Annotated in this window: 14 protein-coding genes and 1 pseudogene; 9 read left to right on the top strand and 6 right to left on the bottom strand. The window is 62.2% G+C overall.

What is annotated here, in order from left to right; genetic code table 11:
- Positions 1-43: 43 nt before the first annotated feature.
- Positions 44-289, bottom strand: coding sequence for a hypothetical protein (locus tag NE850_RS05200; protein ID WP_007176731.1), 246 nt, complete (start codon positions 287-289; stop codon positions 44-46).
- Positions 290-722: 433 nt separating this feature from the next.
- Here NE850_RS05200 and NE850_RS05195 point away from each other — a divergent pair, with 433 nt between their 5' ends.
- The 3 genes from NE850_RS05195 to NE850_RS05185 all read left to right on the top strand — a co-directional run bounded on the left by NE850_RS05195 (position 723) and on the right by NE850_RS05185 (position 3233).
- Positions 723-1061 (top strand): hypothetical protein, encoded by a 339-nt coding sequence (locus tag NE850_RS05195; RefSeq protein ID WP_007176732.1) that lies wholly within the window; start codon positions 723-725, stop codon positions 1059-1061.
- A gap of 106 nt (positions 1062-1167) precedes the next feature.
- Positions 1168-1881, top strand: coding sequence for a response regulator (locus tag NE850_RS05190; RefSeq protein WP_007176733.1), 714 nt, complete (start codon positions 1168-1170; stop codon positions 1879-1881).
- On the top strand, positions 1878-3233 hold the full coding sequence (locus tag NE850_RS05185) for an ATP-binding protein (protein ID WP_007176734.1): 1356 nt from the start codon (positions 1878-1880) through the stop codon (positions 3231-3233). The genes NE850_RS05190 and NE850_RS05185 overlap by 4 nt, the downstream gene beginning before the upstream one ends.
- 100 nt (positions 3234-3333) lie before the next feature.
- Here NE850_RS05185 and NE850_RS05180 read toward each other — a convergent pair whose 3' ends face one another.
- From NE850_RS05180 to NE850_RS05165, 4 genes are all read right to left on the bottom strand, one after another.
- Positions 3334-3600 (bottom strand): hypothetical protein, encoded by a 267-nt coding sequence (locus NE850_RS05180; protein WP_165188105.1) that lies wholly within the window; start codon positions 3598-3600, stop codon positions 3334-3336.
- A 107-nt stretch (positions 3601-3707) separates the two neighbouring features.
- Positions 3708-3872, bottom strand: a complete 165-nt coding sequence (locus NE850_RS05175) for a hypothetical protein (RefSeq protein ID WP_157187691.1) — start codon at positions 3870-3872, stop codon at positions 3708-3710.
- Positions 3873-3919: 47 nt separating this feature from the next.
- Positions 3920-4867, bottom strand: coding sequence for a phosphatase PAP2 family protein (locus NE850_RS05170; protein ID WP_007176736.1), 948 nt, complete (start codon positions 4865-4867; stop codon positions 3920-3922).
- Between the two features lie 288 nt (positions 4868-5155).
- A complete protein-coding gene (locus tag NE850_RS05165) occupies positions 5156-5899 on the bottom strand; it encodes an SDR family oxidoreductase (protein WP_310698545.1) in 744 nt (247 codons plus the stop codon).
- Between the two features lie 502 nt (positions 5900-6401).
- Between NE850_RS05165 and NE850_RS05160 the strand changes: the two genes are divergently transcribed.
- The 5 genes from NE850_RS05160 (at position 6402) to hutG (ending at position 10415) form a co-directional block, all read left to right on the top strand.
- The gene (locus NE850_RS05160; RefSeq protein WP_165188107.1) at positions 6402-7151 is read left to right on the top strand and encodes an IclR family transcriptional regulator; all 750 of its coding nucleotides are present in this window, start codon (positions 6402-6404) and stop codon (positions 7149-7151) included.
- Positions 7152-7235: 84 nt separating this feature from the next.
- Entirely contained in the window at positions 7236-7991 is a 756-nt protein-coding gene (locus NE850_RS05155) for a transporter substrate-binding domain-containing protein (RefSeq protein WP_310698503.1), read from the top strand.
- A gap of 17 nt (positions 7992-8008) precedes the next feature.
- Positions 8009-8677 carry an amino acid ABC transporter permease gene (locus NE850_RS05150; RefSeq protein ID WP_007176740.1) on the top strand — a complete coding sequence of 223 codons (669 nt, stop codon included), beginning with the start codon at positions 8009-8011 and terminating at the stop codon, positions 8675-8677.
- Entirely contained in the window at positions 8674-9450 is a 777-nt protein-coding gene (locus NE850_RS05145) for an amino acid ABC transporter ATP-binding protein (protein WP_310698502.1), read from the top strand. The genes NE850_RS05150 and NE850_RS05145 overlap by 4 nt, the downstream gene beginning before the upstream one ends.
- Entirely contained in the window at positions 9447-10415 is a 969-nt protein-coding gene (hutG, locus tag NE850_RS05140) for a formimidoylglutamase (RefSeq protein ID WP_007176742.1), read from the top strand. The genes NE850_RS05145 and hutG overlap by 4 nt, the downstream gene beginning before the upstream one ends.
- A 31-nt stretch (positions 10416-10446) precedes the next feature.
- On the opposite strand, the pseudogene NE850_RS05135 reads toward hutG, so the two are convergent.
- Positions 10447-10662 (bottom strand): annotated as a pseudogene (locus NE850_RS05135) (DUF72 domain-containing protein); the annotation flags it as partial.
- Between the two features lie 251 nt (positions 10663-10913).
- On the opposite strand from NE850_RS05135, the gene NE850_RS05130 reads away from it, so the two are divergent.
- Positions 10914-12146 carry a DUF2252 domain-containing protein gene (locus NE850_RS05130; protein ID WP_007176744.1) on the top strand — a complete coding sequence of 411 codons (1233 nt, stop codon included), beginning with the start codon at positions 10914-10916 and terminating at the stop codon, positions 12144-12146.
- The last annotated feature ends 29 nt before the right edge of the window (positions 12147-12175 follow it).

Here is a 12175-nt window from a genome sequence, read left to right as displayed (position 1 = left end):
ACGCGGGGTTTGAACGCGGCGCCGCAGGTTCGAATACGCGGCGTCATGGCCGCGTGCCGCTGGCACGCAGCGGCGCTTTGGCACGCATGGCTTCCTCCGCTTCTTTCAGCAGGCGCAATATCTCCGCGAGCCGTGCGACGCGCGCGCGTTGTGTCGGCATCAACGAGGGCCGCGCCAGCCCGCGCAGACGATTGTGCCAATAGGACAGCGGAATACGATCGGTGTTGGAGATCGCCACGAATACGCGTTCCAGGTGGGCGATCTCCCTGTCTATTTCCTGATGGTTCATCTGATGTTTTCCGAAGAGTCGTCACGAACAACGTCGAGCAAGGGCCGTTCCGCATTCGTCGGGACGAATCGCGCGCGCGTTTCCTTTTCCCTTTCCCTTTCCTTTTCCTCTTCCTCGATAACCGGGCGGGCGGCCGCTTTATTCCCGGCGACTCCACATTCCTCACAACAACGGGAATTCACCAGGCATTGCTGGCGACAGCATGTTCTATGCTGGTTCCACAGTCTTTTTCCGTAATCAGGACGTAATCAATCCATCGGATGCACGCATTGCCGGCACGCGCGACGCCGCATGGATGAGACTCGTGACATAGGTCGACATGATTCTGACGTTGCCTTGGCGCGGGGCTTCGCGAAGAATTCGGCCTGTGTTACCGGAACGGATCGCGGCAAACGGCAAGCGACGCCCGGTGGCTCGATCGAAGGAGTCAGTCATGAAGAAGTTGCTCGCTATCGTGCTGCTGTGCTGCGCAGCCACCGTCACGTTCGCCCAAACCGCCGCGCCTCAAGGTGCTCGAGGTGCTCAAGGCACTCCTGGCACTCAAGGCGCTCCAGGCGGCAATCCGCAGCGCATGGCGCGCATGGTGCAGCAGTTGCAAACGCGCTTTGCGAACGCCAACACTACGCACGACGGCAAGCTCACGAAGGATCAGGCCGCCGCCGGCATGCCGATGGTGGCCAGACATTTCGACGAGATCGATACGCAGAAGGCGGGCTACATCACCTTGCCGCAGATCGAAGCGTTCATGCAGCAACGCGCGGCGGCACACTGAACCGCGCGGGCCTTGGCGCGACGATGGAGCCGCCGCGCGGCGCGGCGTGTGCCGCTCGCGCGCGAGCCGTCCTGCCGAACCAAACGCTGTTTCAAGGAGCTTTCGCATGGACCGTCCCGCGAAAATCATCGTGCTCGACGACGAAGTCGAATTGCGCAACATGCTGCAGCGTTTCCTGCGTGGTCACGGTTTCGACGTGAGAGTCGCCGAGGACGGCAAGCGTCTCGACCGCTATCTGGAACGCGAGCCTTTCGATCTGCTGGTGCTCGATCTGATGATCGGCGAAGAGGACGGCCTCGCCATTTGCGCCCGCCTGCGCGAGCAGGGCCAGACCTTGCCGATCCTGATGCTGACCGCGAAGGGCGATCCGCTCGACAAGGTGGTAGGCCTCGAAACCGGCGCCGACGACTATCTCGCCAAACCGTTCCTGCCGCGCGAACTGGTGGCGCGCATCAACGCGCTGCTGCGCCGCCAGAAGATGGCTTCGGGCGACGTTACGGTGACCTCGCAAAGCGTGCGCTTCGGCGATTTCTCGCTGGATGTCGGCAAGCAGCAGCTTTCGCGCGCTGGGGAGTTGCTGGACATTCACTCGGCGCAGATGTTGCTGCTGATCGCGCTCGCGTCTTCGCCGAACCGGCCGGTGAGCCGCGACAATCTGCTGGCGCGCGCGCGGGGCCGCGATCACGATGCGCTCGATCGCAGTATCGACGTGCAGGTGCTGCGGCTCAGACAGATAATCGAGGACGATCCGTCCAAACCGCGCTTCATCAAAACCGTGTGGGGCGTGGGCTACATGCTGGCCGCGGACGTCGACTCATGACGCGCTCGCTGCTGCAAAGAGCGCTGCCGAGAACACTGCTGGCGCGCAATATCGCGCTGCTGATCGCGCTCGTGATGCTAAGCCAGATGTGCGTGCTCGGTGTGCTGCTGCACTATGTGCAGCGGCCTCGCGTGGAGCGCGCCGCAGCCGTCTTCGCCACTTATGTGAGCACGCTCGACAACCTGCTGGCAGCTACGCCGCCCAAAGCTCGCAGCGAATTGACGGCGCGCCTCGACGCGCGCGCGCAGGTTCCGGCCGAAGCCTTCGAGGCGCCGCCGCGGACTTTCATGCGCGGCTATCGCCTCTACCAGCGCAGCATGTTTCTCGACAGCCTGCGCGCGCATCTGCCGGCCGATATGCCGGCACTATGGCAAACCGTGGACGGCCAGCGCCTGTGGATCCGGATGCACGCGCCGGCCGATGCACCAAACGCACCGTACTGGATCGCGCTGCCGGTTCCCGAGGACGCGCAGGGCAGCGGACTCGACGCCGCAATCCTGCTCTCTCTCGGACTGGGCGCATTGGCGGCGTTGACCGGCTATCTGATCCAGCGCCACCTGAACCAGCCGCTTCAGGAGTTGACGCGAGCGGCGCGCCGCGTGAGCGCCGGAGAAATGCCCGCGCCACTGCCGACCGACGGTCCCACCGAAATCGCCGCCGTGAGCGGCGCCTTCAATCAGATGACACAAGCGTTACAGCAGGCCGAGGCGTCGCGTGCATTGATGCTGGCCGGCATCTCGCACGACATCCGCACGCCGCTCACCAAACTGCGGCTGTCAATGGCGATGGCAATGCCGAACGGCAGCGACAGCAGCTTTGTGGTGGCCGCCGAGTCCTATCTGGATCAGATCGAAACGATCCTGCAGCAGTTCATGGATTACGCCGGCAGCGGCGAGCGCGAGCAGCGGGAGCCGGGCGATCTGAATGCGCTGATCGAACGGCTCGCGGGCGATTTCGCGGGGCTCGGGCACGGGTTCGAGCTCTCTCTCGCGAACTTGCCGGCCGTGTCTTACCGGCCGATCAGCATGATGCGGCTTCTGATGAACCTGATGCAGAACGCGATCGTGTACGGCGGCACGGGACTGGCGGTGCGAAGCTGGGCGACTGCTGATTCGGTGATCGTCGCGGTCGGCGATCGCGGCAAAGGCCTTTCGGCGCAGGAGCTGGAGCAACTGAAGGCGCCGTTCCAGCGCGGCCGCAATGCGCGCTCGCATAGCGGCGGCACCGGCTTGGGGCTGGCGATCGTCGAGCGGATCGCGCGGCTGCACGGCGGCAGCCTGCAGTTTCATGCGCGCGAGGGTGGCGGGCTGGAGGTGTGGGTGGTGTTGCCGCTCAGTGGCTCGATGCGTTAGAGGAGGGCGGCGTGCCATGCAGGGTTCGGCTAATGCAATCTGCGGGGCGTCGGGCCGTCAAAAGGCTTACACGGTCTCGCCGCCGCCGCGCGCCGTTCCTTCATTTCCGATCCAGCCAGGCGTCCAGCCCGACCCGGAACGCGACACCTGCGATCACTGGCACCGTCAGCATGAGGATGATGCCGAAGTTCGGAATCTGGTCGCCATAGGTGAGCGGACCGTACAGCACAACGGTCGCCACGATCGCGAAGACCAGGGCGCCGATGGCCACCATCAGAAGATTGCGTGCCGCAATGGGCATCGCCTTGCGCTGGGCCTTTCCCGGCGTGGTGCTGGCAGCGGGGACTTTGTCGTGTTGGGCGGGCATGATGGGTCTCGTGACGATAGGAAAAGCAGCGTGAGCGGCGACGGTGAACGGACTCCGCTGAAGACGCTCGATGGGCATCATACCAGGGCACGTGCGTTCCGCGCATTTCAGGCCGCGCCGACCACCAGGCCGGGCGCTACGATCGCCGGCAGGAGTGCGGCGATCGCGCCGAACCGGTAGTCTCGTTGATGCAGGAACACGCCTGACATCAATATAAACCGCATTACCGGCAGCAGGATAAAAAGCGCGATGCCGACGGTTGCGGCAAGCACTGCAGTCTCGATCTCGCCGCGCAGCCAGCAGGCGGAGCAAGCGTTCCTTACGAGGTCAGCGCCGAAGGAATCCGCTCGGCAACAGGACTGGCCGCCTGGAAAGCGAACCGGCGAACCAGGCAGATCACCAGCGCGCCGGCGACCAGTCCCGACAACACGTCGGCAAGATAATGGCCGCCCTGCGTGAGCGTCGAAACGATCATGAAAGCGTTCAACGCAATCGCGATGGGAAAAACATAACCGGCGTGACGCAATGCATACGCGAAGCAGAGCGCAAGAATCGTATGCAGCGATGGAAAAGAAACCAGTCCCTGCACGAATAACAGATTCAGTTCTCGCGCCTGGCCGGTTCTGAAAAGGGCGAAGTCAGACACGGTCGAGGCCGTGCCGGGATCGTGAATGCCGAAATGCACGAATGCGCTTTCAGCCGGGAAAGGCACGGAAATCAATATCACCAGCGTAGCCGACACCATGAACTGCACGACGAACTCCGCATAGTCCTGCGTATTGCGGGTGATCGCGAGAATGACCGGCACGACGAACAGCTGACAGGCGCCGGACGCATAGGCCCAGCCGAGTGCCTGGTGCAGCCACGGGTGCGCCAGAACCCACCGGTAGGTATCGGACCAGTGGAATCCGAGCGCGGCGTCGGCGGCGATGAATGCATGGGTTGCCAGCGGGAAATTCGTCGCCACGCACAGGTACTGAAACACGATACAGACCTTGCTGAACGTGGCCAGAACGGTGATCCACAGGAACACGTCGAGCACGTTCCGATAGAAGATCGATCGGCTAACGTCTTTGTACGGTATGCGTGAGAGTATCCAAAGCACGCCGCTGATCGCGACCAGGCCGCAAGTGAGCGCGATGGTCAGCATGACGCCGCCGCGGGCGAGTCGAAAGCCGATACGGGCCGCCCATATGCTGTCGATCAGCATCAGGAGGAATGTGAAGCGCCAGGCTGCCCAGTAAAGTGCGCGTATCTGTTTTGGCATAAGTCCCCCGCATTTCTTTTTTCCGCATTATGCCTGCGATATTAATGCAAAGATGCGCGGTTCGCCGTCGCAAACCCGAAGCGGGGATGAAGTCAATTATCAGGCCGGATTTGCGGCATGCAATGTTGCCCGCGCATCATTGCCGAGAATCTTCGTCAAGCTCAGCGCGTTAGGTTGCCATACGATCTTCCAGGCAGTTAATCTATACACCGACGACCGGTTGAATCCGCCACCCTGAGCGGCCCTTCCCATTCCCCCCAAAGCAGCCGGTCGCTCATCTCGCGCTTGCTATGTGAGATTCAACCCGCCGTCCGATAGCAGAATTTCTCCGGTCAGGTAGTCCGAAGCGACCAGCATCGCGACGGCTTGAGCAATATCTTCGGGACTCGCTGAGCGGCGCATTGGGGCCCGTGTTTTCCACAGATCTCGCGCTTGCGTCCAGTCTGCGGTCAATGGCGTGTCCACCAATCCGGGAGCAACACCATTTACTCGAATATCGGGTCCAAGGGATAGTGCCAGCAAACGGGTCATGTGGTTGAGGGCAGCCTTAGCGGCCGAGTACGGAATTGACGCGCCCTTAGGCCGAACACCTGCATGGGAACTGATGTTGATCACGCTACCAGGGCGGCCTCGCCGAGCTGCTTCACGTAAGGCTGGTTCCGCTTCAGCTATCAAACGAAACGGGGCGATTACGTTGACCTCGTGCAGCTCTTGCCAAATAGCTGGTGTAGCTGCGGCCAGATTCGCATGGGGGATAACACGGCTGATCCCGGCATTGTTGATGAGCACGTCGAGTCGCCCCCAAGCCGCAACAGCTTCGCGGATAAGTCGCACTCTGTCCGTGTCTTCGGCTAAATCGGCCTGTACGTAGATTGCGGAACCGAGTTCACGGGCCATCGCTTGCCCTGTTTCCGCCGAACTACGCGAATGCAAGACAACAGCGAATCCGTCACTTGAGAGCCGCCGAGCGATGGCAGCGCCGATGCCGGAAGTTGAACCAGTGACAAGAGCCACAGGACGCTGAATGGTCATAGACACTTCGATTGGTTTAAAGACCGCCTGATTGTCACCAATCTCGGACAGGCTGTCCAATGACCGATCGTGGCCGAACACAGTCCGATACTGACTGCTCAGATTATCCACCAGAAGTCGACTCGCGTCGGACCGTAGCCGACCCACTGCTGCCCCGACCCATCACCCTGCTGTAGGGCAGGCAGCAACGGTGCAACTGCCGCTCCTAACGATGCCTCCCCGGGAAGTCCTCGGCCACCTCGGCCGTTCGCGACAGCCGGACACTTGAGCGCGCCTGATAGTTACTTCAGTCGAAAAAATTCGGGCAATGCCCCGGTCCATATCTGAATATCGTTTCCTTTTCAACGCATGGAGCAATCCAGTACCACGACTATCCATGCCACCGATGTCCCTTCCCCGGGAAATCCCTCCCTTATGATTCCCGCTGAATGGGAATTGTATTTTTGAAATTCGAGAATGATCTGGCATTCTGAGTTCTGTTTGGATCTTGGGTGGCGTGATCGTGAACGTGGAACAGGGAGTGACAGGGGCCGAACGGGTGTTGCTGGTGCTGGCCGCGCTCGCCAGTCATGGCAAGGCGATGTCAGTCAAAGATCTGCTAGCCGTGACCGGGCTTGCGCAAAGCACGCTGTACCGGCAGATTGCGCTGCTCAAGCGTTGGGGTTTCGTCGCCGAAAATGCCGGGTATTACGCGCCTGGTCCGATCAGCTTGCAACTCGCGCTTGGCTTCGATGTGAATTCGCTGCTCGTCGAAGCGAGCCGCAGTGAGATGCAGCAGCTCGCGCGCGCGTCGCAGGAAAGCATTGGCCTCGTGGTCGCGGTCAGGCACCAGGTGATGTGCCTCGAGATGGTCGACAGCCAGCATTCGTTGCGCTGCTCGTTCGAGAAAGGCCGCGCCGTCCCGCTCAAGGCGGGCGCCTCCGCGAAATCCCTATTGGCATTCATGGCAGACAGGGCACGCGTCGAAGTGCTCGACGGCCTGTTCGACAATGACCCCGCCGGCCGTGCCGCGATTGAAGCAGAACTTCAACAGATTCGAGCCCAAGGCTATGCCGTTAGCGACAGCGAAGTCGACCCGGGCGTGTGGGGCGTCAGCGCCCCGATCTTTCATCACAGTGGACGCGGCGCCGGCAGCAGCGCGTCGATCACGTTGATGGCGCCATCAACGCGCGCCATCGGACGAGAAAGCCAATTCATCGACGGGACGCTACGTACGGCCCGCGCCATTTCCGAGCATATGCAAACCGATTAGCGGGACGAAGCTTTTCAATTTCATCCTTCAATTCGGTTCCCGAATCAACCGCATGACTTGATAGAACCACAAGGAGCCTACCCCATGAAGCTGCAACGACTGTTGTCCCTTGCATGTGTCACGTTCGCCGTGACGTTTGGCGGATTTTCCGGCGCGGCGTCAGCACAAACGCCGGATGTGCTGAACGTCGCCACCGACGCCACTTTCCCGCCGATGGAGTACACCGAGAACGGCGCGCGCACCGGCTTCGACGTCGACCTCATGAATGCGCTCGCGAAAGCGATGGGCAAACGCGTGCAATGGACCGACATTGACTTCAAAGGGCTGATTCCAGGTCTGATCGCGCATCGTTTCGACGCTGCGATCTCTGCCATCTACATTACCGACGAACGCGCGAAAGTAGTCGACTTCACCGATTCGTACTACGCGGGCGGGCTTGCCGTGCTGGTCAAAAGCGATTCGCCGATCAAGACGGTGGTCGATCTGAACGGCAAGAAAGTCTCGGTCCAGGTGGGCACGAAGTCGGTGAACTTCCTGCGCGATAACTTCCCGCAGATCAATCGCGTCGAGGTCGAGAAGAACCAGGAAATGTTCGATCTGGTGGGCGTCGGCCGTGCCGACGCTGCCGTGACGGGTAAGCCGGCTGCGTATCAGGTTGCGAAAACGCGCACCGGCTTCCGCGTACTCGACAAAACGCTGACAACCGAAGCCTACGGCATCGCGGTGCGCAAAGACGAGCCGCAGTTGAAGGCAGCTTTCAACACCGCGCTCGCCAGGATCAAGGCTGACGGCACGTATGCGGCGATCGTCAAGAAGTGGTTCGGCGCGAGTGCGCAATAAACGGCCGGGCAAACGAAATGGAACTTGATTTCTCGCCGGTGATTGCCGGATGGCCAGACATCATGCGAGGCACGTTGGTGACGGTCGAAGTGACCGCCGCCTCGCTCGCGCTCAGTTGCGTGCTTGGCCTGTTGATCGGCATCGGCCGGCTGACGCCGAAGCGGCGCATGGTGTACGGCTTCTGCACCGCGTACCTGACGTTCTTCCGCGGCACGCCGTTGCTGGTGCAACTCTTCCTGCTGTTCTTCGGCCTCCCGCAATTCGGCATTCTGCTACCGGCGTTTGTGTGCGGCATGCTCGGGCTCGGTCTGTATTCGGCGGCTTATGTATCGGAGATCGTGCGCGGCGCGATTCAGTCAGTCGATCGCGGGCAGATGGAAGCGGCGCGTTCGATCGGCATGTCGTCGGGGCAGGCGATGCGCGCGATCATTCTTCCGCAGGCCATCGTGCGGATGATCCCGCCGCTCGGCAACGAATTCATCGCGCTGATCAAGAACTCGGCGCTGGTGTCGCTGCTGACAATCGACGATCTGATGCATGAAGGCCAGAAGATCATCAGCGTGTCGTATCGTTCGCTCGAAGTGTATCTCGCTATCGCGCTGGTGTATCTCGTGTTGACGCAAGCGACCAATTACGCGCTGCATCGCGTCGAACGTCGTTTGCGTGCTGGAGGAATGGTGCAATGAATACCGTGGCCAAAGTCAGTGAGCCTATCGTCAGCATTCGCGGGCTGACCAAATCGTTCGGCTCGCATACCGTGCTCAACGGCATCGATTTTGATATCCAGCCGCAGCAGGTCGTGGTGGTGATCGGGCCGAGCGGCTCGGGCAAGAGTACATTTCTACGTTGCTGTAATGGACTCGAACAGGCAGAAGGCGGCACGATCGACATTTGTGGGCATCGACTAGTCGACGAGGGCGAGATGCTCAAAGAGCGTCCGCTGAATGCGCTGCGCACCGAAGTCGGCATGGTGTTTCAGTCGTTCAATCTATTTCCGCACCTGTCGGTGCTGCATAACATCACCGTGGGGCCGCGCATGTTGCGTGGCGCCAGCAAGGCGCAGGCCGAAGCGGCTGCGATCGCGTTGCTGGAGAAAGTCGGACTCGCACACAAGGCGCTTGTGATGCCGGCGAGCCTGTCGGGCGGTCAGAAGCAACGGGTTGCGATTGCTCGCGCGCTAGCGATGCAGCCGCGGGTGATGCTGTTCGATGAGCCCACATCCGCCCTCGATCCCGAACTGGTCGGCGAAGTGCTGCAAGTGATGAAACTGCTCGCGAGCGAAGGCATGACGATGGTGGTCGTCACACACGAAATGGGCTTCGCGAAGGAAGTCGCCGATGTCGTGGTAGTGATGGACGGCGGTGTGATCGTCGAAGCGGGGCCGCCCGCAGAGATTTTCTCTGCGCCATCACAGCCGCGCACACGCGCATTCCTGCAGGCGGTGTTGTCACGCGCATGAGAGTCCCATTCAATGACAAGGCGTGGGCAGGTCGTTCCGACGACGGCGAGGCCGGCGACACGCGGCGTGTTTTCAATCAGGTGACGCCGTTCGGTAGCGCGGTGCGGGTGCAGCACGATGCGCCGGTGATCGTGGGTTTCAGCTCCGATGAAGGCGTGCGCCGCAATCAAGGCCGGATCGGCGCGGCGCATGCACCGATGGAATTGCGCCGCGTGCTGGCGGGCTTGCCGGCCAAAACGGCAATGGCGGCACTGGCCGACGCCGGCGACGTGGTGTGCGACGACGGCGACCTCGAAGCCGCGCAGGCGGAACTGGCCGACGTGGTCAGTGAGGTGCTGGCGAGTGGCGGACGCCCGTTGGTGTTGGGCGGCGGCCATGAGGTCGCGTGGGGCACATATAGCGGTTTGCGGCTGCACCAGCAGCGTGAAGCCGAGAGTGAAGCCACACTGCTCATATCGCGCAAGCTGCTGATCATCAACTTCGACGCTCACTTCGATTTGCGTCAGAAGCGGCCCGCGAATTCCGGCACGCCGTTCGATCAGATCGCGCTTGACTGTGCGGAACGAGGGGTGCCGTTCAATTATGCGTGCTTCGGCATCAGCGATCTCAGCAATACAGCCTCGCTGTTCGCCCATGCGGAGCGACTCGGCGTGCACTACGTGTTCGACGTCGATATGCAGGAAACGCAACTGCCGCAGCGTCTGAGTGAGCTTCAGAAGTTGCTGGACGCGGCGGACGACGTCTATCTGACGATCGATCTCGACGTGTTGCCGGCCGCCACGGCGCCGGGTGTGTCGGCGCCCGCTGCGCTGGGCGTACCGCTATCGGTGATCGAAGCGATGGCGCTGCGCGTGCGGGCTTCGGGCAAGCTGCGCGTGGCGGATATCGCGGAGTACAACCCGATGTTCGATCAGGACAGGCGCACCGCGAGAGCGGCCGCGCGGCTGGCGTACCGGTTGCTTTGAATCATGCCATCAAGCCTACCGTATCGCGTGAGTTGAACGTGAAGCCCTCGGGCGTGCGTTCGGACCACAACTGCGCATTGCTCGCCGAAGGCATCGCGTAGTAAGCCGAATCGACTTCGACCAGCGGGAACTGCGACGCGTAAAAGTGCAGACGTGCTTCGGCGCTGCTGCTGCCGCGCGGATAAAAGCGCTTGCAGGCAACCAGCGTCCTGTCGGTCCAGCCTGCGGTGCCGCATCGAATGTTCATCGGCGAACTCGGGTGGAAGGTGTCGCGTCGGCGGGCCAGGACGCCGCTTCGGTTATGCCGGTCAATGTCCGGCAACGCAGGCCCGCGTCGCCCGCTCAGGACAGCGACAATTGTAGGTCACAACGCCGGCCCGGTGTCAGATCACCACAGGCCCGAATCCTGCTCATACCGCTTGTTCGCGTGCGCCACCGGGCGCATCGTGGGGCTCGGCACCACGCACAATTCGAACGTCGATCAACGCGGACCACACAATGGCGAAGAAAAACCTTACACGAAACAAGCTGCCCAAACCGGACGCGCGCCAGGCGCTTCTGGTTACGCGCCGCAATGCGAGAATGGCGCGCTCGGCGCATGCCTATGTGCGCGGCAATACCAGCAAATTCTACGAATGGCTGGAAGGCATTGAGGGCCATGCGTTACCGGAAGGGCCGGCCATCTGGATCTGCGGTGATTGCCATACCGGCAATCTCGGACCCGTGGCCGATGCGCAAGGGCGCGTCGAGATCCAGATTCGCGATCTCGATCAGACCGTGATCGGCAATCCGGCCCATGACCTGATTCGCCTCGGTCTGTCGCTGGCGACAGCCGCGCGCGGGTCGGACCTGCCGGGCGTGACGACCGTCAGCATGATGGAAGCGCTGGCGGACGGCTACGAACTCGCCTTCGACGAAGCGGCGGGCAACGCCGACATCCGCGCGGAAAAACCCGAGGCGGTGCGGGTGGTCATGAAGGAAGCGGTGCGCCGGTCGTGGCGTCATCTGGCCGAGGAGCGTATCGAGGATCTCGAGCCGAGCATTCCGCTCGGTCCGCGCTTCTGGCCGCTGGCGAAGAGCGAGCGGCGCGAGATCGAATCGCTGTTCGAGAAGGGCTCGCTGGCGCGGCTCGCCACGGTGCTGCGCGGCGTCGGCGACGAGGCCGACGTGGAAGTGCTCGACGCCGCTTACTGGGTGAAAGGATGCAGTTCGCTCGGCAGGTTGCGCTATGCGGTGCTGCTCGACATCGACGGCGCCACGGCGGAAGGCGATGACCTGTGCCTGATGGATATCAAGGAAGCCGTCCAGGCCGCCGCGCCGCGCTATGCCGGCGTGCGGATGCCGCGCGATAACGCCGAACGGGTGGTGGAGGGCGCGCGGCATCTGTCGCCGTCGCTCGGCGAGCGGATGCGGGCGGCGCGGCTCGCGGATCGCGCCGTCGTGATTCGCGAACTGCTGCCGCAGGACATGAAGCTGACAATCGAGCAACTGACCCGCGACGAAGCCACCAAGGCGGCGCGCTTCCTGGCGATGGTGGTCGGCCGGGCGCATGCGCGGCAAATGGATAGCGCCGAGCGCAAGGCCTGGCTCACCGAACTGCGCAGAAACCGTTCGAAGACCCTCGACGCGCCAGGGTGGCTATGGAAAGGCATCGTGGAACTGGTGAGCAGCCACGCCGCCGGCTATCTGGAACATTGCCGGCGATACGCGACCGGGCGCGATAGCGGCTGACGCGTTGTGCTTCTGCCGGCGGCGGCAAC

Origin of the sequence: Paraburkholderia sp. USG1, assembly GCF_031570135.1 — a bacterium.
Taxonomy (GTDB): Bacteria; Pseudomonadota; Gammaproteobacteria; order Burkholderiales; family Burkholderiaceae; genus Paraburkholderia; species Paraburkholderia dioscoreae.
This window is presented reverse-complemented; position numbering and strand designations above follow the sequence as displayed.

Excerpts from the sequence above, each read along its gene's own strand:
- NE850_RS05200 (WP_007176731.1), bottom strand. The coding sequence starts at position 289 with ATGAACCATCAGGAAATAGACAGGGAGATCGCCCACCTGGAACGCGTA.
- NE850_RS05195 (WP_007176732.1), top strand. The coding sequence starts at position 723 with ATGAAGAAGTTGCTCGCTATCGTGCTGCTGTGCTGCGCAGCCACCGTC.
- NE850_RS05190 (WP_007176733.1), top strand. The coding sequence starts at position 1,168 with ATGGACCGTCCCGCGAAAATCATCGTGCTCGACGACGAAGTCGAATTG.
- NE850_RS05185 (WP_007176734.1), top strand. The coding sequence starts at position 1,878 with ATGACGCGCTCGCTGCTGCAAAGAGCGCTGCCGAGAACACTGCTGGCG.
- NE850_RS05180 (WP_165188105.1), bottom strand. The coding sequence starts at position 3,600 with ATGCCCGCCCAACACGACAAAGTCCCCGCTGCCAGCACCACGCCGGGA.
- NE850_RS05170 (WP_007176736.1), bottom strand. The coding sequence starts at position 4,867 with ATGCCAAAACAGATACGCGCACTTTACTGGGCAGCCTGGCGCTTCACA.
- NE850_RS05165 (WP_310698545.1), bottom strand. The coding sequence starts at position 5,899 with ATGACCATTCAGCGTCCTGTGGCTCTTGTCACTGGTTCAACTTCCGGC.
- NE850_RS05155 (WP_310698503.1), top strand. The coding sequence starts at position 7,236 with ATGAAGCTGCAACGACTGTTGTCCCTTGCATGTGTCACGTTCGCCGTG.
- NE850_RS05150 (WP_007176740.1), top strand. The coding sequence starts at position 8,009 with ATGGAACTTGATTTCTCGCCGGTGATTGCCGGATGGCCAGACATCATG.
- NE850_RS05145 (WP_310698502.1), top strand. The coding sequence starts at position 8,674 with ATGAATACCGTGGCCAAAGTCAGTGAGCCTATCGTCAGCATTCGCGGG.
- hutG (WP_007176742.1), top strand. The coding sequence starts at position 9,447 with ATGAGAGTCCCATTCAATGACAAGGCGTGGGCAGGTCGTTCCGACGAC.
- NE850_RS05130 (WP_007176744.1), top strand. The coding sequence starts at position 10,914 with ATGGCGAAGAAAAACCTTACACGAAACAAGCTGCCCAAACCGGACGCG.